Source organism: Streptomyces sp. NPDC096324, from assembly GCF_044763015.1.
Classification (GTDB): Bacteria; Actinomycetota; Actinomycetes; order Streptomycetales; family Streptomycetaceae; genus Streptomyces.
In genome coordinates this window covers 236,642-257,464 of record NZ_JBIWFK010000012.1, presented here as the reverse complement: position 1 = coordinate 257,464, position 20,823 = coordinate 236,642, and the positions used below count along the sequence as shown (strand labels likewise).

At 71.7% G+C, this 20,823-nt stretch carries 19 protein-coding genes; 9 read left to right on the top strand and 10 right to left on the bottom strand.

Features of this window, described 5'->3' with window-relative positions; genetic code table 11:
- The first annotated feature begins 84 nt into the window (after positions 1-84).
- Positions 85-465: a response regulator transcription factor gene (locus ACIQ7M_RS30955; RefSeq protein ID WP_403650632.1), complete on the top strand. Its 381-nt coding sequence runs from the start codon at positions 85-87 to the stop codon at positions 463-465.
- Between the two features lie 36 nt (positions 466-501).
- On the opposite strand, the gene lepB is transcribed toward ACIQ7M_RS30955, so the two are convergent.
- The 5 genes from lepB to ACIQ7M_RS30930 all read right to left on the bottom strand — a co-directional run bounded on the left by lepB (position 502) and on the right by ACIQ7M_RS30930 (position 6,111).
- The gene (lepB, locus tag ACIQ7M_RS30950; protein ID WP_403650630.1) at positions 502-978 is read right to left on the bottom strand and encodes a signal peptidase I; all 477 of its coding nucleotides are present in this window, start codon (positions 976-978) and stop codon (positions 502-504) included.
- A 35-nt stretch (positions 979-1,013) separates the two neighbouring features.
- Complete coding sequence (locus ACIQ7M_RS30945; protein ID WP_403650628.1) at positions 1,014-1,517, bottom strand: hypothetical protein; 504 nt, start codon at positions 1,515-1,517, stop codon at positions 1,014-1,016.
- A complete protein-coding gene (locus ACIQ7M_RS30940; RefSeq protein ID WP_403650626.1) occupies positions 1,501-3,108 on the bottom strand; it encodes a multicopper oxidase family protein in 1,608 nt (535 codons plus the stop codon). The genes ACIQ7M_RS30945 and ACIQ7M_RS30940 overlap by 17 nt, the downstream gene beginning before the upstream one ends.
- Positions 3,109-3,328: 220 nt before the next feature.
- Positions 3,329-5,314, bottom strand: a complete 1,986-nt coding sequence (locus tag ACIQ7M_RS30935; RefSeq protein WP_403650624.1) for a fibronectin type III domain-containing protein — start codon at positions 5,312-5,314, stop codon at positions 3,329-3,331.
- A gap of 182 nt (positions 5,315-5,496) precedes the next feature.
- Positions 5,497-6,111 carry a PepSY domain-containing protein gene (locus ACIQ7M_RS30930; protein ID WP_403650622.1) on the bottom strand — a complete coding sequence of 205 codons (615 nt, stop codon included), beginning with the start codon at positions 6,109-6,111 and terminating at the stop codon, positions 5,497-5,499.
- Positions 6,112-6,257: 146 nt separating this feature from the next.
- Here ACIQ7M_RS30930 and ACIQ7M_RS30925 point away from each other — a divergent pair, with 146 nt between their 5' ends.
- The 4 genes from ACIQ7M_RS30925 to pntB all read left to right on the top strand — a co-directional run bounded on the left by ACIQ7M_RS30925 (position 6,258) and on the right by pntB (position 11,828).
- Complete coding sequence (locus tag ACIQ7M_RS30925; protein ID WP_403650620.1) at positions 6,258-6,920, top strand: response regulator transcription factor; 663 nt, start codon at positions 6,258-6,260, stop codon at positions 6,918-6,920.
- A gap of 32 nt (positions 6,921-6,952) precedes the next feature.
- Positions 6,953-8,599 (top strand): sensor histidine kinase, encoded by a 1,647-nt coding sequence (locus tag ACIQ7M_RS30920; RefSeq protein WP_403650687.1) that lies wholly within the window; start codon positions 6,953-6,955, stop codon positions 8,597-8,599.
- Positions 8,600-8,810: 211 nt separating this feature from the next.
- Entirely contained in the window at positions 8,811-10,367 is a 1,557-nt protein-coding gene (locus tag ACIQ7M_RS30915; RefSeq protein ID WP_403650618.1) for a Re/Si-specific NAD(P)(+) transhydrogenase subunit alpha, read from the top strand.
- Between the two features lie 6 nt (positions 10,368-10,373).
- The gene (gene pntB / locus ACIQ7M_RS30910) at positions 10,374-11,828 is read left to right on the top strand and encodes a Re/Si-specific NAD(P)(+) transhydrogenase subunit beta (protein ID WP_386989148.1); all 1,455 of its coding nucleotides are present in this window, start codon (positions 10,374-10,376) and stop codon (positions 11,826-11,828) included.
- 216 nt (positions 11,829-12,044) lie between these two features.
- Here pntB and ACIQ7M_RS30905 read toward each other — a convergent pair whose 3' ends face one another.
- The 4 genes from ACIQ7M_RS30905 to ACIQ7M_RS30890 form a co-directional block, all read right to left on the bottom strand.
- On the bottom strand, positions 12,045-12,920 hold the full coding sequence (locus tag ACIQ7M_RS30905; protein ID WP_403650616.1) for a PhzF family phenazine biosynthesis protein: 876 nt from the start codon (positions 12,918-12,920) through the stop codon (positions 12,045-12,047).
- A 27-nt stretch (positions 12,921-12,947) separates the two neighbouring features.
- Positions 12,948-13,448, bottom strand: a complete 501-nt coding sequence (locus tag ACIQ7M_RS30900) for a GNAT family N-acetyltransferase (RefSeq protein ID WP_403650614.1) — start codon at positions 13,446-13,448, stop codon at positions 12,948-12,950.
- Between the two features lie 186 nt (positions 13,449-13,634).
- Positions 13,635-15,026, bottom strand: a complete 1,392-nt coding sequence (locus ACIQ7M_RS30895; protein ID WP_403650612.1) for a hypothetical protein — start codon at positions 15,024-15,026, stop codon at positions 13,635-13,637.
- Between the two features lie 113 nt (positions 15,027-15,139).
- Positions 15,140-15,712: a chloramphenicol phosphotransferase CPT family protein gene (locus ACIQ7M_RS30890; protein WP_403650610.1), complete on the bottom strand. Its 573-nt coding sequence runs from the start codon at positions 15,710-15,712 to the stop codon at positions 15,140-15,142.
- Between the two features lie 201 nt (positions 15,713-15,913).
- Between ACIQ7M_RS30890 and ACIQ7M_RS30885 the strand changes: the two genes are divergently transcribed.
- From ACIQ7M_RS30885 to ACIQ7M_RS30870, 4 genes are all read left to right on the top strand, one after another.
- Entirely contained in the window at positions 15,914-16,552 is a 639-nt protein-coding gene (locus tag ACIQ7M_RS30885) for a TetR/AcrR family transcriptional regulator (protein WP_403650608.1), read from the top strand.
- Positions 16,553-16,695: 143 nt separating this feature from the next.
- Positions 16,696-17,304, top strand: a complete 609-nt coding sequence (locus ACIQ7M_RS30880; protein WP_403650606.1) for a TIGR03086 family metal-binding protein — start codon at positions 16,696-16,698, stop codon at positions 17,302-17,304.
- A 106-nt stretch (positions 17,305-17,410) separates the two neighbouring features.
- Positions 17,411-18,100: a HEAT repeat domain-containing protein gene (locus ACIQ7M_RS30875; RefSeq protein ID WP_403650604.1), complete on the top strand. Its 690-nt coding sequence runs from the start codon at positions 17,411-17,413 to the stop codon at positions 18,098-18,100.
- 3 nt (positions 18,101-18,103) lie between these two features.
- A complete protein-coding gene (locus ACIQ7M_RS30870; RefSeq protein ID WP_403650602.1) occupies positions 18,104-19,108 on the top strand; it encodes a HEAT repeat domain-containing protein in 1,005 nt (334 codons plus the stop codon).
- A gap of 12 nt (positions 19,109-19,120) precedes the next feature.
- Here the strand turns inward: ACIQ7M_RS30870 and ACIQ7M_RS30865 are convergent, their stop codons facing one another.
- Entirely contained in the window at positions 19,121-20,755 is a 1,635-nt protein-coding gene (locus tag ACIQ7M_RS30865; protein WP_403650600.1) for a serine hydrolase domain-containing protein, read from the bottom strand.
- Between the last annotated feature and the right edge of the window lie 68 nt (positions 20,756-20,823).

Genomic DNA, 20,823 nt, shown 5'->3' with positions numbered 1-20,823 from the left:
GGAGTCGTGACCCCCACGGTTCAGGATGTCGCCCCCTCCGGTTTGGGGGTGGCTCCGAAGCCCGGGACCAGGCACCGTTGGACCATGCCGATTCGCCTGCTCGTCGTCGACGACCACCCACTCGTGCGGGACACCCTGGCCGGCGCGCTCGGCCGCAGCCCGCTCGTCGACGTGGTGGGTGTGGCGTGCGACGGCGCCGAGGCCGTCGACGCGGCGGTGCGGCTCCTGCCGGACGTGGTCCTCATGGATCTGGTCATGCCCGTCCTGGACGGGGCGGAGGCGACCCGAAGGCTGCTGGCACTCCGCCCGGGAATCAGGGTCGTGGTGCTGACCTCCGCGGTCGGCGGCCGGCTGGAACGGGCGGCCCTGAACGCCGGAGCGGCGACGATCCTGCACAAGGACACCGGGATCGACGCGGTGCTCGACGCCGTCGTGGCCGGCTCCCCCGGAGGTGCGAACCCGTGAGGAGGGCGCGGTCCGGGCATCCGGACCGCGCCCCGTTCACGGCCTGCCGGGCCGCGGCCACCAGCGCAGGATCACCCGTCCGGTCACCTTGGTGACGGGGACCGGTCCGAACTGCCGGGAGTCCACGGAGTGCCGGCGGTTGTCGCCCAGCACGAAGACGGTGCCGGACGGGACCCGCGCGGGCCCGTAGTACATCCCGTCGACCGTCTTCGGATCCACCGCCGGCTCCTCGACGGCACGACCGTCGACCTCCAGGACCCCGTCCTCGATCGCGACGGTGTCCCCGGCCACCGCCACGACCCGTTTGACCAGGGTGGCGCCGGAACCCTCGAACACCACGACGTCGCCGCGCCGGGGCGGGGCGTCGCGGTACGCGCGGTCGTCGACGAGCAGGTGGTCCCCGGACAGCAGTGTCGGCTCCATGCTCGTCGACTCGACCCGCACCGGCTCGACGAAGAGGCTGCCGACCAGCAACGCCACGGCCGGCAGCACGAGCAGAAGGGTGCGCGGCACGACGGACCGTCGTACCGCGCACCGCCCCGGCCGTGTCACCCCGCCAGGCCGGTCAGCCCGAACGTCCACAGCACCGTCCCGATGACGAGGAGTCCGTTGACGGCCCAGGACCGCCCGCGGCCGGAAAGGACACGCACCAGGCAGGGCAGCGCGGCGAGCCGCAGGAGCAGCGCCACCGTCGCGAGCGCACCGGCCCGCAGCGGTTCGTCGCGCGGCCCGAGGGCCAGGCCACCCCGTACGGCGACCGCCTGCAGGCCGATCAGCAGTCCGAGGACGAGAACCGCGGGCAGGACCGCAGCCGTACGCGGCGAGGTCCACACCCGCCGGGCGAGGGCGAGCTGGACGACGGCCGCCGCCAGGAAGGGCAGCGACACGGCCAGGCCGTACGCCAGGTTCTGCTGGAAGACCACCAGGTCCCCGGCTGCCGCGGCGACGCAGAGCAGTACCCCGACGCGGTGGGCCGGAACGTACGGACGGGAGCGCGGGCCGGCCATGGACGCGACCGTCTCGGCGGGAGGCGCCTCAGTCGATGGAGTCATCGGCGTATCCCAGCGTCGGGGCGGGCCCGGACTCGGCGGGGGCCGCGTACACCGGGTGGTGCCCGTCGGCGGGCGGCCCGACCCGGAACTGCGCCATCATGTCGTGGTCCTCGTGCACCAGATTGTGGCAGTGAATCATGTAACGCCCGGTGTTCGGACCGAACTTGACCACCATGCGCACGGTCTCGTTCTCGCCGAGGAACACGGTGTCCTTGCCGCCGAGTTCCCACGGTGACGGCGGCTTTCCGTTGCGGTCCAGGATCTTGAAGTCGACCAGGTGCACATGGACGGGGTGCCACCAGCCTCCGGACTTGTTCTCGAACTCCCAGATCTCGACGTCCCCGAGCGCCGGATCGGCCCAGACGTACTCGTAGTTGGAAGCGACCACATCGGCCCAGGTCTTGCCGTTGACGGTCCAGGTGCCGTCCTTGCGGATGAACTCGAACTTGCGGGTCTTCTTCGCCATCGCGGCGGTCAGGTCCATCGCCGGAGCGTTCGGGTTGAGCCGGTCCGGGATGCTGTTGCCGGACAGGTCGGTGGGATCGCCCGCCACGTCGAAGGCCATCACGTCGCCGGTGGTGTCGAAGTCCTCGACGTTCGGCACGCTGAGGTTCTTGAGCACCACCCGCTGGCCGACCTTGTACTTGGCGAAGTCGATGATCACCTCGTAGCGCTCGGCGATGCCGTGCCGGTAGCTGGTCACCGAGCGCGGTTCCGGCATCAGGCCCGCGTCCGTGCCGATGAAGACGAACGGGTCGCCGGTGCTCAGCGCGAACTTGAAGCCCCGCGAGATCGAACCGTTCAGGATCCTGAAGCGGTACTTGCGCCGCTCGACCTTCATCACCGGCCAGGGCCGCCCGTTGACCAGGATCACGTCGCCGAAGATCCCGGAGTGGCCGCCGTCGTCGTACAGGAGCTGTCCGTCACGGTCGAACATGGCGTCCCGGACGATCAGCGGCACGTCGTAGCGGCCGTGCGGGATCGGCAGCGACTGCTCCAGGGCGTCGTGCATCGTATACATCGCGGCGAGGCCCATGTACGCGTTCTCGGCTGTGTGGTGCACTCCGTGGTCGTGGTACCAAAGGGTGCGCGCGTCCTGGGAGTTCGGGTAGTGGTAGTCCTTGTACTCGCCCGTCCGCGTCACGTCGCTGGCGTAGCCGTCGTACTCGGGCAGCGACGCCGAACCGTGCAGGTGCACCGAGGTCCACGACTCGTACCCCAGGCGCGGATGCACCCTGGGCAGTTGGTTGATGTGCCGGACGACGGCCGGCCGGCCCCGGGTGGCCCGGATCGTCGGGCCGCCGAACGTCCCGTCGTACGACCAGGTCTCGGTCTTCAGGCCGGGAAGGATCTCGGTCATGGCGCTGCGCATGGTGACCGTGTAGTAGTCGGTCGTGCTCGACCGTTTCGTCGGGACGGCGTCCGGCGGTACCGCGAACGGCACCGTGAACGGCTTCGGGAACTTGCTGACGGCGATCCGGTCGGAAGCCGTCTTGGCGCGTACGACGCGTTCGAAGGGCAGGGCCAGGGCCGCCGACGCGAGGACGCCGTACTTCATCAGGTCACGCCTGGACAGCGCGTTGTCATGCATGTGTGGGTTCACCCCCATGGTGGGCCGCCGCACCGGCGGCTCGGGCACCCCGCTCTCCCCCATGGAGTCGCGGGTGCCCCGGTCTTCTCGGAACTGAGGAGGGGCTGCTGTCGGCCGCCCCGTCCTGGGCGCCCCGGTGGGATGCGTGCGCGGCACCACGCACGCATCCCACCGGGGCGCCGGTCCCCTCGGACCGGTTCGGTCCGAGGGCGGGCACGGCCTAGCCGTTCGGCACGGTGATCGGTCCCAGGGTTCCGCCCTTGTCGGACGTGATGTAGACCGGGGACGGGTTCGTGGTCGCGGCGCTGCCCGACCGCAGACGCAGGCTCCACGTGCCGTTGGCCGCGCCCGCCGCGGCCGGCTGCACGATCACGTCGGTGGCGAAGACGGGACCGGTCGGCGAACCGGAGCGCAGCGTCAGCGACGCCCCGGGAACGGACCCGGTGCCCTCCAGCCGCAGGTCTCCGGACTTCCACTTGGCGAGCGTGATCGCGAGCTTGTCGACCGCGGGCACCTTCGGGGTGACCTCGGCCGGCGCGGACGAGGCGCCCTTGCCGACCGCGTTCACGGCGAGGACCGTCACGGCGTACTTCGTGTCGTTCTTCAGCCCCGTCAGCACCACGCTGGACGCGCTGGCCCCGGCCGTGGCCGTGACGGCCGTGCCGGAGGCGGGCGTCGCGGTGATCTCGTAGCCCGTGATCGGCGAGGTGCCCGGGTCCTCGGGCGCCGTCCAGCGGACGGTGGCGCTCGCGGTGGCGCCCTGCGCGGTCACCGACCGCGGGGCGCCCGGCGCCGTGGCCGACCCGAACGTGTACTTCTCCATCCGCGCCTGCGAGGCGTTGCCCGCCGGGTCGAAGGCCACGAACCGCAGGGTCCTGGATCCGTCGGACGCCTTCAGGTCGAACGGCTCGGTGTAGAGGGTCGCCGCGGGTCCGGTGGTGCCCGCCTCCAGCGGGTCGGAACCGTCGAGCGTGTAGTAGATCTCCGAGCCCGGCTCGTTGGCGGTGAGGGTCACCGTGGTGTCGGCGGTGTAGAACCCGCCGGCGGGCCTGGCCGAGACGGTCGGCGGAGTGGAGTCGGCCGAGGGGGTGTCGCCGGGCAGCGCGGGCGGCCAGGACTCACCCGCCTCGCCGAACGACCTCACCTCGACGCGCTTGCCCTCCACCGAACCCGGCAGGGTCACGGAGGTCGCGTCCGGGTCGTTGACGCGGACGCCCACCTCGCCCTGCACGCCCTTCTTGCTGAGCCGGTCGACGGCCCGCACGGTGTATCCGAGGATCGGTGCCGCGCCGGGAGTCGACGGACGCGGAGTCCAGCTCACCGACGTCGTGTCGCCCTCGTCGTGGACGACTACACCGGTGGGCGAGGCGGGCCCCTGCTGAACCGCCCCGGCCGGACAGCCGCCCATGCCGGGGCCGCCCACCTCGCCGAACTCCGCGATCGTCACACCCTGGGTGTTCCCGTCGGGGTCCTGGTCCTGCCAGCTCGTCACGGTGTACAGGCCGTCGGCCGCGACGGCCGCCGTGTCCGCGTTCAGGAATTTGTACGTGGCGGTGAAGGTGCCGTCGGCCACCTCCATGCCGGAGGAGTAGCCGCCCTTCGGAGCGTTCGCCACCGCACCCGGCACGGCCCGTACGTCGCGCCGTGCCACCTCGGTGTCCCGCAGGGCGGGTTCGATGATCCGCTGCTCCAGGAACGTCGGGTCGACCGCGGATCCGAGCCGCCCCTGGATCACCAGGGTGGTCGGCGTGGTCAGGGCCCCGCCGGTGACGCCGACGTCGAGGGCCGTGGCGTCGGCGGCCACCGCACCCCCGAACCTGACCGACACGACGTCACCGGTGCGGATGTCGGGAGTCACCTGAAGGCCGCCCCCGGCGCCCCAGCACAGGCCGCCGGGGTGGTTCACCTCGATGGCCGGGTTGCCGGCCGAGATCGAGGACGCCGACGCCATCGTGCCGGTCGCCGAACCGATGAGCCCCACGTGCGGGCGCTGCACCTCGATCGTGACCTGCTCCCCCGCGTGCTCGGAGAAGCCGTCGACGGAGACGAAGTCCCGGTCCGGGAAGATGGTGATGTTGTCCGGGAAGGCCGGAACGGCGGCATGGGCGGTGACGGGCGCGACCGACGCGCTGATCACCATGCCGGAGATGACGAGGCCGGCGGCGGTGACCTTCCGCCTCCCTCCGCCCCGCGCGAACTTGGTCATGACGACTTCCCCTCCTTGGCCGTACCCGGACCGGGCTGCGCCGGGCGGTCGGCAGCGATGAGCGGGTGCCAGCCTGTCCAACTCGGCCGCGCCCCGGCAGCCTTGTCTTGGGCACCCGCCCATCCCCAATCTGGAGGGGTCGTCCTCGCGACTGCCCCGGCGACGGGGCAGTCGAGGAACCCTCAGCGGTCGTCGCCGCCGTGGCCGCCCCGGTGCCGGTCGCGGCCGCGCCCACCGTCGTCGTCACCGGCGTGACCGTCACCGCCGTGGTCCTCCCCCACGTGCGGGTGGTCGTCACCCGCGACGTGGACGCCGTGGTCGTCGCCGCCGACGTGGACGCCGTGGTCGTCACCCGGGGCGTCGTCCTGTCCGCGGGTTCCGCGACCGCGGTCGTCCCCGGCGGTGGGCGTGCCGTGGTCGTCGGTTCCCGAACGCACGACGTGGTCGCCGCCCCGGCGATCGTCGTCGCCGCGCCGGTCCAGGGTGACGGCGCCCGTGCGCGCGTCGACGCGTACTTCGCGGCGGACCTGGTCGGCGCCGACGATGTGGACCTCCCAGTAGCCCGGGTGGTCGCCGTCGAGTTCGACCTCGACGACGGTACCCGGGTACGCCTTCCGCGCGGCGGCCGCCGCCTGGGCCGCCGTCAGGGACGTCGCCGGCGACGCCGTGGCGGACGGCCGGTCCTCGGGTCCCCCACCGTGCCGGTCGGTACCTCCCGTCGCGAGCGCCGAGTACCCGCCGCCGCCGATGAGTACGGCGGTCACGAGGACGGTGGCGATCGAGGTGCTGCGCTTCATGTCGAGCCTCTCCGGCCGGAAACCCGCCCGGCCCGTGTCGAATCCGTGTCCTGCCTGTTCGGTGACGCCAAGGTGCCTGGGGGAAGCTGAAGGGGACCTGAAGCTACCTGAAGATCCCTTCAGGTTCCGTTTGGGAGACTCGGCACATGCGCCTGTTGATCGTGGAGGACGAGAAGCGGCTCGCGCTCTCGTTGGCGAGGGGCCTGCGGGCCGAAGGCTTCGCCGTGGACGTCGTCCACGACGGGAACGAGGGCCTGCACCTGGCCGCCGAGGGCGTCCACGACCTGGTGCTGCTCGACATCATGCTGCCGGGCCTCAACGGCTACCGCGTCTGCGCCGCCCTGCGCGCGGCGGGCCACTACATGCCGATCCTGATGCTCACGGCCAAGGACGGCGAGTACGACGAGGCGGAGGGCCTGGACACCGGCGCCGACGACTACCTCACGAAACCGTTCTCGTATGTCGTGCTGGTGGCGCGGGTCAAGGCGCTGCTGCGTCGCAGCGGTTCGGCCGGAGCGTCGCCGATCCTGCGTGTCGGGAGGCTCGTCGTCGACACCTCGACCCGCCGGGTGTGCCGGGGCGATACGGAAGTGACGCTCACCGCGAAGGAGTTCGCCGTGCTGGAACAGCTCGCGACACGGGCCGGACAGGTGGTCGGCAAGCCCGAGATCCTGGAGCACGTCTGGGACTTCGCCTACGACGGCGACCCGAACATCGTCGAGGTGTACATCAGCACGCTGCGCCGGAAACTCGGCACCGACACGATCCAGACCGTGCGCGGCGCCGGGTACCGGATGGTGGCCTCGTGAAGGGGCGGCCGCTCGGCTCCGTGAAGGCCACGATGGTCCTGTGGGCCACCGCCGTGGTGACGGTCGCGCTGGTGGCCGCCGGGGTCGCGGTGCTGATGTCCCTGCGCGTGAACCTCACCGAGCAGGCACAGAACGAGGCCAACGACACCGCCCGCAGGATCGCCCTCGGAGTCGCCACCTGGCGCGGGGGCGACGCCCGGCTGACGCTGCCGGAGGGTGCGCGGGACGGAATCCCCGTACAGGTGACGGACGAGGACGGCCGTCTGCTGGCCGTCGGCGACGGGCTGGAGAGCATCAGCGGCACCGGTGTGACGGCCGTTCACGTTCCACGGGCCGCCGCCTCCCCCGCCACACCCTCCCCCTCCCCCTCTCCTTCCTCGTCCGCGACCTCGACCTCGACGCCCGCCCCGGCTCCCGCCGCGCAGTTCGTCACCGGATCGGGCGACGACCACGGCCGTGGGCGGGACAGGAACCGGGGCGGCGACGACGACGCGTCGTCGGACGACAGCACATCGGGCGGTCGCGGCACGGACGACCACGGCAGCGACGACCGGGGCATGGACGATCACGGCACCGACGACAGCCCGCCGCCCCAGACGAACGACCCGGCCATCGGGACGATCGGCGACACCGTCCAGGAAGGCTCCGGGCGCGCGGTGGTCGACGGCCGCGGTGCCCCGTACCGCTTCGCGACCATCAAGGCCACGGATCTCGGCGGCCGGACGGTACTGGTCCACGCGGGCGCCTCCCTCGCGGCACGCGAGAGCGCCGTCCGCAGCGCCGCGGTGGCGATGCTGGCGGGGCTGCCGCTGGTCCTGCTCGTCGTCGGAGGCGTGACCTGGCTGGTGACACGGCGCGCGCTCGCCCCCGTGGAGGGCATCCGGCGCGAGATGGCGGCGATCACCGCCTCCGAGGACCTGTCCCGGCGCGTGCCGGAACCCGCCTCGCACGACGAGGTGGCGCGTCTGGCCCGTACGACCAACGAGACGCTCACCGCGTTGGAGGCCGCCGTCGACCGGCAGCGCCGCTTCGTCGCCGACGCCTCCCACGAACTGCGCAGCCCCATCGCCTCGCTGCGCACCCAGCTGGAGGTCGGCTCCGCGCATCCGCAGTTGCTGGACGTGCCCGGCGCGGTCAAGGACACCGAGCGGTTGCAGCACCTCGCGGCCGATCTGCTGCTGCTCGCCCGGCTCGACGCCGGGGAGCGGCCGGGTCAGGGGCTGGTCGACCTCGGCGAGCTGGTCCGCGAGGAGGCGGAACACCGTCCGGCCGAGCGCGCCGCGGTGTCCTTCCACACCGACAGGCCTCTTCACGTAGCGGGCTCCCGTGGGCAGTTGGTCCGTGTGATCGGCAATCTCCTGGACAACGCGCAGCGGCACGCGCGGGACGAGGTCGTCGTGCGTGTGGAGAGGCGGGACGACCGGATCGTCCTCACCGTCGCGGACGACGGCGACGGTGTGCCGGCGGCCGAACGGGAGCGGATCTTCGAGCGGTTCGTGCGGCTGGACGACGCCCGGACCCGCGACGACGGCGGTGCCGGCCTCGGCCTGGCGATCGCCCGCGACGTGGCGCGCCGCCACGGTGGCACGCTCACGGCGGGCGAGGCGCCGGCCGGGGGCGCGCTGTTCGAACTGTGCCTGCCCGTGGCTCCCGTACTCCCTCACGCGGCGCGTTCCTGAGGCACCGAAACGCCGGGGAACATGTCCGGAACGCCGGAACACCGCACCTCACCGTGTTCTCGGCAACAGACCTCGCGTGAAACAAGTCACGGCTGCGCGCTGTGCCGAACAGCGGGCTCCACCATGTAAGTTCCTGCGTCCAAGGGGCGTGGACTCCCCCTGATTCACCCATCGTGCCTGTGTATCTGCGCCCCCTGAGGGAGACATCACCATGCCCGCAGAAGAATCGGCCCATCACCCGCCCCAGCGCGTCGGAGTGGTGGCCGAGTCCACTCCCGGGGAGACCCGTGTCGCGGCGACGCCCGCAACCGTGCGCCAGTTGGTGGGGCTGGGCTACGAGGTCGTCGTCGAGTCGGACGCCGGTACGGCCTCGGGCTTCACGGACGACGCCTACGCCGGCGCGGGGGCGCGGATCGGCGACGCCTGGCAGGCGGACGTCGTGCTCAAGGTCAACTCCCCCTCGACGGGCGAGATCGCGCGCGTGCCCGACGGTTCGACGCTGATCGGGCTGATCAGTCCGGCCCAGCGGGCGGACCTCCTCGCGGAGCTCGCGGACCGGCCCATCACCGTGCTGGCCCTGGACGCGGTCCCGCGGATCTCGCGGGCGCAGTCCATGGACGTGCTCAGTTCCATGGCCAACATCGCCGGCTACCGGGCCGTGATCGAGGCGGCGCACGTGTTCGGGCGCTTCTTCACCGGCCAGGTGACGGCCGCGGGCAAGGTCCCGCCGGCGAAGGTGCTGGTGGCCGGCGCCGGTGTGGCCGGTCTGGCCGCCATCGGTGCCGCCTCCAGTCTCGGCGCGATCGTCCGGGCGACCGATCCGCGGCCGGAAGTGGCCGATCAGGTCAAGTCGTTGGGCGGCGAGTACCTCGCGGTGAACGTCGCGCAGGAGACGAGCACCGACGGCTACGCCAAGGCGACCTCCGCCGACTACGACCGGGCCGCCGCCGAGCTGTACCACGAGCAGGCCAAGGACGTGGACATCGTGATCACGACCGCGCTGATCCCGGGCCGCCCGGCTCCTCGCCTGCTCACGGCGGAGGACGTCGCGGCGATGAAGCCCGGCAGCGTCATCGTCGACATGGCCGCCGTCCAGGGCGGCAACGTCGCGGGAACCGTCGCGGGCCGCACCGTGGTCACGGACAACGACGTCACCATCATCGGCTACACCGATCTCGCCTCGCGGCTGCCCACCCAGGCCTCCCAGCTCTTCGGCACCAACCTGGTCAATCTGATCAAGCTGCTGACGCCCGGCAAGGACGGCCGGCTGGTCATCGACTTCGACGACGTGGTCCAGCGGGCGGTGACCGTCGTACGCGACGGTGAGATCACCTGGCCCCCGCCGCCCGTGGCCGTCTCGGCCCAGGCCGCACCTCAGCCCACCCCCGTGGCGGCGGCCGCCCAGCCGAAGGAGTCACGGCTCACCCCGGCTGCCCGGTTCGCCCTGATCGGCGCCGGAATGCTGGGGATGTTCGCTCTGGTCGCCTTCGCCCCCGCGCAACTCGCGGCGAACTTCACGGTCTTCGCGCTGGCGGTGGTGATCGGCTACTACGTGATCGGCAAGGTGCACCACGCGCTGCACACGCCGTTGATGTCCGTCACCAACGCGATCTCCGGGATCGTGGTGATCGGGGCGCTGCTGCAGATCGGGCACGAGAGCGCGGTCGTCACCACACTCTCGTTCATCGCGATCCTGCTGACGAGCGTGAACATCTTCGGCGGCTTCGCCGTCACCCGCCGCATGCTGTCCATGTTCTCGAAGGGCTGAGCCGCCATGACGTCAACCACAGCCTCCCATGCCGCGGACCTGGTCGCCGCCCTGCTGTTCATCCTCAGCCTGGCGGGACTGTCCCAGCACCGCACCTCCCGTGCCGGTGTCGTGTACGGCATCGCCGGCATGGCCCTCGCCCTGGTGGCCACCGTCGTGCTCGCGGCACAGAGCATCACCGCGGGCGCGGTCACCCTGATCGTCGTCGCGATGGTGCTCGGCGCCGCGATCGGCGTCTGGCGGGCGCGGCAGGTCGAGATGACCCAGATGCCCGAACTCATCGCCGTGCTCCACAGCTTCGTCGGCCTCGCCGCGGTGCTGGTCGGCTGGAACAGCTACCTGGAGGTCGAGGCGCACGGGGACGCGCAGCGACACGTCACGGCCGACCTGCTCGGGATCCACCACGCCGAGGTGTTCATCGGCATCTTCATCGGCGCGGTCACCTTCACCGGCTCGATCGTCGCGTTCCTCAAGCTGTCGGCGCGCGTGAAGTCCCGTCCGCTGGTCCTGCCGGGCAAGAACGCGCTCAACGTCGCGGCGCTGGTGGCGTTCGTGGCGCTGACGGTCTGGTTCACGATCAGTCCCAGCCTCGGCCTGATGATCGCCGTGACGGTGCTCGCGCTGGTCCTGGGCTGGCATCTGGTCGCGTCGATCGGCGGCGGCGACATGCCTGTCGTCGTCTCCATGCTCAACAGCTACTCGGGCTGGGCCGCCGCGGCGGCGGGATTCCTGCTCGACAACAACCTGCTGATCGTCACGGGCGCGCTGGTCGGATCCTCCGGTGCCTACCTGTCGTACATCATGTGCAAGGCGATGAACCGGTCCTTCCTCTCGGTCATCGCGGGCGGGTTCGGTATCGAGGCTCCCTCCGGCGGGGACGAGGAGCAGGGCGAGCACCGCGAGATCCGCGCCCAGGAGGTGGCCGACCTCCTGGTCCAGGCCCGGTCCGTCGTCATCACCCCCGGGTACGGCATGGCGGTGGCCCAGGCGCAGCACCCGGTCGCCGAGCTGACGCGTCAACTCCGTGATCGCGGCGTCGAGGTGCGCTTCGGCGTCCACCCCGTGGCGGGCCGGCTGCCCGGACACATGAACGTGCTGCTGGCCGAGGCCAAGGTGCCGTACGACATCGTGCTGGAGATGGACGAGATCAACGACGACCTCTCCGACACCTCGGTCGTCCTGGTCATCGGTGCCAACGACACCGTCAACCCGGCCGCGGAGGAGGATCCGACGAGCCCGATCGCGGGCATGCCGGTGCTGCGGGTGTGGGAGGCGGAGCAGGTCGTCGTCTTCAAGCGTTCCATGGCCTCGGGTTACGCGGGGGTGCAGAACCCGCTGTTCTTCCGCGAGAACAGCGGCATGCTGTTCGGCGACGCCAAGCAGAGCGTCGAGGACATCCTGCGCGCCCTTCCCTCCGACCCGCGTTCCCAGGCGACGAGCGAGGCGGCCCTCGCCCGCTGAGGCCGACGGGCCGGCCCCCGGCCTTCGTTCCGCGCCTGACCGCACCGGCGTCTGTGTCCCCGTTTCCGGGGAACCGGCCCACCGTTCGCCCCGCGCTCGTGTGCGCGGGGCGGACGGTGGGCCGTGCGCTTTCCCGGGTTCGTTCCTCGTCGGCGCGGCGCCTTCGGCGCGTCGACGGGCTCGCGGCGGTGGGCGAGAAATGGACGAGCCGATCGCTCAGTTGATGCGCGTTCCCACGCCGCTGACGCGGACGCGGGGGTCGCCCTGGCGCAGGGTCACCGTGAGTTCGCCGGGACGGCCCAGGTCCTCGCCCTGGTGCAGGGTGAGGACGGCTTCCTCGGGGACCAGGCCGAGTTCGCGGACGTAGGCGCCGAACGCGGCGGCCGCGGCTCCGGTCGCCGGGTCCTCGACGACTCCGCCGACGGGGAAGGGGTCACGGGCGTGGAAGACCGTGGCCGACTCCCGCCAGACGAGCTGGACCGTGGTCAGATCCAGGCGGTGCATCAGCGCTTCGAGACGCGCGAAGTCGTACGCGAGATCCGCGAGGCGAGCACGCGTCGCCGCCGCGAGTACGAGGTGGCGGGCACCCGCGAACGCGATGCGGGGCGGGAAGGCCGGGTCGAGATCGCCGGCCGGCCAGTCGAGCGCGGCGAGCGCCTCCTCCAGGTCGGCGTCGGCAATCTCCTCGACGCGCGGCTCGACGCTGGTGAGCGTCGCCCGGACCGTCCCGTTCTCCTGGGCCGCCTCCACCGGTACGACGCCGGCGCGCGTCGCGAACACCAGCTCACCGGGCCCGATCCGCTCGGCCAGCGCGACGGCGGTGGCGACGGTGGCGTGCCCGCAGAACGGCACCTCCGCCTTCGGGCTGAAGTAGCGGATGGTGTACGCCCGTCCCTCCGGGCCGCCGAGGTCCTCCGGGGGCGCGGTCAGGAACGCGGACTCCGAGTATCCGAGGTCCGCGGCGATGGCCAGCATGTCGCTGTCCTCCAGGGCGGAGGCGTCGAGAACGACACCGGCGGGATTTCCGCCGTCGGGGGTGCTGGAGAAGGCGGTGTATCGCAGAACCTCGACGTGCGGCGCATGGGTTGTCATGATCGTGGAACGTGGGACGTCCGGGGGCTATTCCAGCCGCCCGGGTACGGCCGGAATCCCCGTTCCGTCCAGTTCCAGCGCGCCGACCGTCTGGTCGCCGCTGGTCTCTCCGGTCGGCCGGAATCCCAGTGTCCGGTAGAACGCGCCGGGGCCGTCCTCTCCGGGATGCCAGGTGGTGGTCAGGCGCGTCCCTCCGCGCTGTCGGATCTCCGCGGCCACCGCCCGCACGGCGAAGCGTCCGTAGCCCCGGCCCTGCCGGCCGGCCGCGATGTTGAGGCGCCAGAGGCCCGAGCGGAAGTCGGTACCGTCGCCGGTCCAGTCGATGTCGAAGAAGGCCATGAGGAATCCGACGGCCTCGTCGCCGTCGCAGATGAGCCGGGGCCAGGCGATGCCGGGATGTACGTACGCCTCGGCGAGCGACTTCACCACGGGTGCCACCGCGTGCTCCTGGTCGGGCCGGACTCTCAGGCCGATGGCGGTCTCGAAGTTGTCAGGGGTGATCTCTTGCAGGTGCGGCGAAACGAGCATGCCCGAACTCTATGCAGGCAGGGCGACATCCTGCTCTCCAGCGACGACGGCCGCCCCGACCTGCCACCTCCAACACCCTCTGCCCCACAGCGGGAACCGGCACGGGTACCTTCAAGAGCCGCGTTCGGGCGGGGGATTCGACGTACGGGAGGTCCTGGGCCTCATTCGCCTGATCGGCACCGCCCACTACCCGAGCCTTCGGCGTCGCGTGTACAGGGCCGAGGCGACAGCGAGCACGGCGATGACGACGGCGGCGCCGGTGTAGAAGCCGGGGGTGGCCCAGGCCGGGCCCGGCCACACGAGCACGACGACGTCCGCCGCGTCGTCGGTCGGTGTGCTGTCCCGGCTGGGGCGTGCGGGGTCCCCGTCCGAGACCGTGACGCGGCCGTGGCGATCGGCGCCGCCGTGGTCGATGCGGAGCGTGAAGGGGAAGGTCGTCGTGGCCCGCGCGGCGTCGACGTGAGCCGTGCACACGTACCGTCGGGCACGCGGCTGCTTCGCGGATGCCTCGGCCAGAGGCGTGTCATCGGCCGTGACGGCCCGGCAGTCCTGGTCGAGCACCTCCTCGTCCCTTTCGAAGCTGTACGGCGACTCCACGACCGTGGTGCCCTCCGGCACCGTGAAGACGACGTTCACCGTGGCCGGCAGCGAGCCGGGTCCGTTGTTGCGCGCGCCGATCCGCACGGTGGTCAGACTGCCGACGGGGCCGCGGGCCGTGTCGGCGACCGCCGCGAGCTCGCTCCGGTTGCGCACCGGTACGTGGAGCACCTGCTGTTCGTCCCCGGCCTCGTCCGGCACAGCGGGGTCGGCCCCGGTCGCGGGGACGAGCCGCAGGGGTGTCCCACCGCCCGGCCGGTACCGTGACGTGATCTCGGCCGGGGGCGCGTACTCGGTACCGATGGCGGCGGCACGCACGTCGACGGTCGGGTAGTTGGCGTCCCGAGCGGCTCGCAGGTGTTCGGGGGCGGCCAGGCTGTACGACCGGCCCGGCGGAATGACGACGTCGTCGGCGAGGAGCCGGCACGACACCGAAGTACGCCCACGGTAACGGCAGTTGCGATGCCGGTCGCCGAGGGTGACGCCGTCGTGTGCTTCCATGCTCAACGCCACTCCGCGAGCGGGCACGTCACCGACATTGCGTACGGTCAGACGGACGGCGAGGCTCTCACCGGGTTCCACAGGGCCCTGTCGGGTGTCGGTCGCGACCCGGAGCTCCGGCCGCCCGACCACTATGCGGGAGTGACCGGTGACGGGCCGCATGCCGGGCGCGGTGACGCGGTAGCTCAGGACGCCGGAGTCACCCGCTCGCGTGCCCTTCGCGGGACTCAGGTGGAAGGCCTGGATGCCCCCCGCGCCTGTCGGCCCCACCTGCGTGTCGCAATGGAAGACGGGCAGGTGGACGACACAGTCGTCGAGCGCGCGTCCGACGGTGACGACGTCCTTCAGATCGCCGGCGTCGAAGGTGATCCGCAGTCCGAGCGTCTCTCCGCCGTCAGCCCTCTCCTCGACCCGCAGGTCGGAGGCGGCCCGGTCCCGATCCCGTGAGACGTAGAAGACCGGGGGAACGACGAGCTTCACATCGGCTCCCCCGCTCGAGGAGCACCCCGAGAGGACGGACGTCACGGCGGTCAACGCGAGCAGGAGGACGGCGGCGGCCCTCCAGGCACGGACGAGTCGGCCCACCTGGCGTCTCAACTCCCCTCGGCGTCGACGCGCGCGTAACGATCACGGAGCCGCGCGAAGGCGGTCGGGCTCGGGCGAACGGGAAGGAACTCCTTGATCTGCTGGGCGCATTCGCGCGGGCTCGACGTGCCGGTGTCGCACTCCAGGTCGTAGTCACCATGACGGTGCACGAGGTCGTACTGGTGCGCGGCCAGGCCCGGCGGACGGTCCCCGCGCGCCCGCTCCCGGCGCACGAGTTCCTCCAACGGACAGTGGACGCCCACGAACAGCACGTTCTCCGCGGGAAGAACCGACAGGCAGTCGAGCAACCGCCACCGCTCGCTGAGCACATGGTCCACGATGATGTCGTTGCCGACCTCGGCCATCGCGGCGATCGAGCGGTGGAAGCCCCTTCTGGTGCGCCGCAGCGCGGTCTCGAGTTCCGCCTCACCGAGGCTCCGCCTGGTGCGCATCGCGTTGAAGCCGTCCACCGCCAGATGGAAGAAGACACCGTCGTCGAGTACGTCGAGCAGCTCGCGGGCGACACTCGATTTTCCCGAACTGGACGTGCCGTTGAGGAAGATGATGCGGCCGACGGTCATACCGTCATGATCACACGACTGCGGTGACCATCGCGGCGCCGGCTCCGTCGAACGCTTCCGAGCCGGCCACGCCGGAAGCCGTGTGATCAACGGGTTCGGCGCGGACCTCCTAGAGTGGTCTGTCGTGAGCCACGACGCGAGACCGCGGGTGGCCCGTACGGAGGAGAGCGATCACGTGGCGCCGGACCAGGGAGCACGGCGATGACCCGGCTCGACGGACGGCTCGAACGGGGCAACCGCACCCGGCAGTTGGTGCTCCGCCGAACGGTCGACATCGCCTCGGTCGAGGGGCTGGAAGCGCTGTCCGCGGGACGGCTCGCAACCGAGCTGGGTCTCAGCAAGAGCGGGGTGTTCGCGCTCTTCGGGTCCAAGCAGGAGCTTCAGCTCGCCACCGTACGCGAAGCGGGGCGGATCTTCGCCGAGCAGGTGATCCGGCCCTCGGAACAGGTCCCCGCCGGCGTCGGACGGGTATGGCGGCTCTGCGAGTCGTGGCTCGACTACTCTCGCGGACGGGTCTTCCCGGGCGGCTGCTTCTTCTACGGGGTCATCGCCGAGTTCGACGCCCGATCGGGGCCGGTGCACGACGCGGCGGTGTCGGCCCACCGGGCATGGACCGCCCTGATGGAGCGCACGATCGACGAGGCCCGCACGGGCGGCGAGCTGCGCCCGGACATCGATGTCCCCCAACTCGCCTTCGAGTTGGTGGCGTTGATGGAGGCGGCCAACGCCGTCTCGGTGCTGCACGGCGAGGAGACCGCCTACCACCGGGCCCGTGCGGGCATCGCGGACCGGTTGCGGAACGCCTCGGCGGAAGGGGCGCCCGGCCCCCGAGGAGACTGATCCGAGGCGGTCTCCTGGCCTCGCCCGAGAGAATCCGACGGCTGGAAACAGTCCTGCGGCTGGGCGCGATCCTGCGGCTGGACACGGTTTCTGCGGCTGGAAAACAAATTGCACGACCGATCGCATAGTTTTACGGTCGGTTCATGACTGTCAGCGGAACGGACATCGTCGAGCTCGACCGGATCGCCGTGCACGAGGCCCTGCGGGTGGTGGAACGGGCGGAGAACGCGGACTGGGACCGGGACACCCCCTGCGCGGACTGGAATCTTCGACAGCTCGTGGCGCACATGACCGCACAACACCTCGGATTCGCTGCGGCGGCACGCGGAGCGGGCCTGGAGGCGGCCCCCTGGCAGGAGTCGCGGGACATGGAGGAGCCGGCCCGGGCCCACCGGGCGGCCGCGACGGCCGTCCTCGCGGCCTTCGCCGAACCCGGCGCCACAGAGAGGGAGTTCGCGCTCCCGGAGCTGGGCGGAAGCTTTCCCGGACGGCAGGCCGTCCGCTTCCACTTCATCGACTACGTGGTGCACGCCTGGGACGTCGCAGCGACGCTGGGAGTGGGCCTGGAGCTCTCCGACGACGTCCTCGGAGCCGCACTGGCCACAGCCCGACGAGTACCGGCCGATCCGGCCGTCCGCGGCCCAGGCAACGCCTTCGCCCCGGCACTGGACGTGCCCGGCGGGTCGGGCCAGCTCGACGCGACACTGCGCCTGCTGGGCCGCGAGCCGCACCGATGGCCCGTGGCGACCTGACCACCAGGCGTCGCGGAGCCGCCACGTGAGAAGGTGCGCCGCGCCGGTCCCGTTTGACCTTGACACGGTGGCAAGGCCTTCACTGCGTGTCCAGGAGGTGGTCTCGATGACGATCACAGAACAGGACGCGGACACGACTGCGGACAGGCGGGTGGCAGGACTGCTCAGGGGGCTGGAGCACGACAGCTCGTCCGTGCGGCTGCGGGCCGCGCTGGCGGTCGGCTCGACGCCCGACCCCCGCTTCGTCCCGGGCCTCGTCGAGCGGTGCGCGGTCGAGCCCGAGTTCTTCGTCCGCGACATGCTGACCTGGGCGCTCGCCCGCCACCCGGTGTCCATGACACTTCCCGCGCTGCTCTCCGAGGTCCGCTCGGAGAGTCCGCAGGGACGGAGCCAGGCGCTGCACACGCTGTCCAAGATCGGTGACAGGCGAGGGTGGCCGGCGATCACACCGGCCCTGCTGTCAGACGCCGACGGCGAAGTGGCGCGGAGCGCCTGGCGCGCCGCGGTCGTCCTCGTGCCCGCGGGCGAGGAGACCGAACTGGCCGCGGAGTTGGCGACCCAGTTCGGGCGCGGCGGGCGGGAGACGCAGCTCAGTCTCAGCCAGGCCCTGGTAGCGCTGGGAGACGTGATCGTGCCGGTCCTGCTCGCCGCGACGACGGCGCCCGGCCCGCGCGTCCGTGCGCACGCGCTCGCCACCCAGCGGTTGCTGCGCGATCCGGACACCGCATTCGATGCGGCGATCGAGGAGGCGAAGCGCGTCGCGGTCCTCGACGGGCCGGGACAGGAGGGACGATAGGGCGTGTTGATCGGTGAGGTGGCGCGACGGTCCGGTGTCAGTGCCCGCATGCTGCGGCATTACGAGTCGCTCGGTCTGGTGCGTCCTTCGGGGCGTACCGGCTCCAACTACCGGGAGTACTCCGGGGACGACATCCGGCGGATCTTCCATATCGAGAGCCTGCGGTCGCTGGGGCTGTCGCTGCGTGAGATCGGGCGCGCGCTCGACGATCCCGGGTTCACGCCCTCGTCGCTCGTCGAGGGGCTCATCGACCAGACCCGCGAACGCATCGCGGCGGAGACCGAGTTGCTCACGCGGCTGCGCAGGATCCATGCCGCGGAGCCTGCCGACTGGGAGGACGTGCTCCAAGTCGTCGCGCTGTTGCAGGCGTTGGCCTCGAAGAGCGCCGACGCTCGGCAGCGCGCCGCGCTGTCCTCGGCCGGCGAGGTTCCGGTGCCCGTGGAGGCCCTGGTCGAAGCGGTGCTGAGCGAGACGGAGCCGAACGTCGCCGGAGCCCTTCGATGGGCCCTGGCACGCTCCGGCGACCGCGGGCCTGCGCTGCTCGCGGAGGGCCTGACCTCCCCGACGGCCGCGGTACGGGAACGGGCCGTCCAGTCACTCGCCGAGATGCCGGACGCCGAGGCCACCACGTATCTGCGGGCCGCCCTCGCGCACCCCGACTCGGTGGTCCGCGGGCACGCGGCTCTGGCGCTGGGGGCACGGGGTGTGGCCGACGCGGTCCCGACGCTCCTCGACATGATCGTGGAGGGACGCAACGACACCGACGCGGCGGACGCGCTGAGCGTCCTGGCGAGCGATCCCGTCACGGCGGACCGGCTCGCGGGCGGGCTCCTCGACCGTCTCGACCGCCCGACCACGGAGGCACCCGCGCGCGGACGGCTGACCCAGGCGCTTGCGGGCATCCCGGGGACGAGGACGTCGGACGCGCTCGTGGAACTGTCGAAGGACCCGGACCGTGCCGTGGCGCTGACCGCGGCCTATCTCCTTCACCTGCGCGACGCGCGCTGACCCGGACGGCCGCTAGCCGCGGGGAGTCGCCGGCCCGACGGTGCGGCGGACCGTCTCGAGGCCGACCAGTTCGATGCGGGGCGTGTCGTCGACGTCCCGGGTGAGGAGGACCTTGTTCTCGACGAGCAGTCCGCTGGTCACCACGTAGCTGCCGTCGGGCAGGATGCCGAGCGGCAGGGTGCGCGGGCCGAGGTGGAGGTTCAGGTCGCGTCCGTCGCGCGCGAGGCGGTATCCGCCCTCGTAGTAGCCCAGATACGGCGCGGTGGCGCCCGGGTCGGTCGGCGCGGTCCGGCGTCCGAGGGCGCGCAGGTCGTCGAGGGCGGCGAGGTAGGCGGCGTGCGCCTTGGCCGGGACGCCCTCGTTGAGGCCGAACCGTTCGCTGAGCAGCAGGTTGAGGACATAGAGGTAGAAGTACGGTCCGGTCGGGGTCGGATTCATCGCGTTGAGCACGACCAGTCCGAGGTCGTGCTCGGGCAGGAACCCGATGTACGAGGTGAAGCCGTCGATTCCGCCGTTGTGCCAGATCAACGAGGTGCCGTCGCGGAAGCGGTTGTGGATCCAGCCCATTCCGTAGCCGGACGCGGTGACGTCCGGGTCGAACTCGGGCGACACGGGGACCGGGATGTGGGGCTTCCAGCACTCGGCGAGATTCCTGGCCGACACCACACGGCGGCCGTCCACGGAGACACCACGCCGCAGTTGCAGGCGGACGTACGCGGCCATGTCGTCGAGTGAGGCGAGCGTCCCGCCTGCGGGGGCGTAGCTGCCGACCGGCCCATAGGCGAGCGGCCTGTTGGCGCCGGTGAGGTCGGGTACGTAGCCGCGCATGAAGTCGGTGACCAGTCCCCGGGGGTCGTCCGCGATCCGCGCGCCGGCCATGCCGGCCGGCCCGTACACCCGGCCCCGCATCTCGTCGGCGAACGTGCCGGTCAGGGCGTCGCCGGTCACTCCGGTGGCGAGCAGCGGGAGGTAACCGCCCACGGAATACACGGTGTTGTTGTAGTGGTAGGTGGTGTCGGGGGGTGCCACGACCGGGAGGGTGACCAGGGATCGGAGCAGCTCAGGGGCCGTCGGGTCTCCCTCGTGGAGGCCGGACAGGGCAGGCGGTTCGTCGATGCCGGTGGCCATGCCGAACAGGTCGCGGACCCTCAGGGAGCGCGTGAGCCGGTCGGTCGGCGCCCTGAAGCCCGGCCAGGCGTCGACGGCCCGCTGGTCCCAGGCCAGTTGCCGCCGGTCGACGTAGGTCGCGGCGAGCAGCGAGGTCATCGACTTGGTCGTCGAGGCGACGAGGAAGCGGGTCGACGGGGTGACCGGGGCGCGGCTTTCGATGTCGCGGACGCCGAGCGGCAGGGTCAGCAGTACGCGGTCCCCGCTGACCACGGCGACGGCCGCGCCCGCCAGGCCCATGGCGGTGAACTCGTCCCGTACCCGGGCGGCGAACCCTTGCCATCCGTCCGCCGCCGCTTCCGCCGCTCCCGCCGTTTCCACCGCTCCCGCCGTTTCCACCGCTCCCGCCGTTTCCACCGCTCGCGCCGGGGCCGGCCGGACACCCAGCCCTGTGGCCAGGCTTGCGGCCATCGCTCCCCGGATCGCCGTCCTGCGCGTCGTACCGGTCGACGTGACCGCATGCGCGGCGTCGGGCTCCATGGGCGTTCTCCTCGGTGCGACGGGTGGAAGACGAACGGCTGAAGGGCTGTTGGGTGATGCGGCGGCCG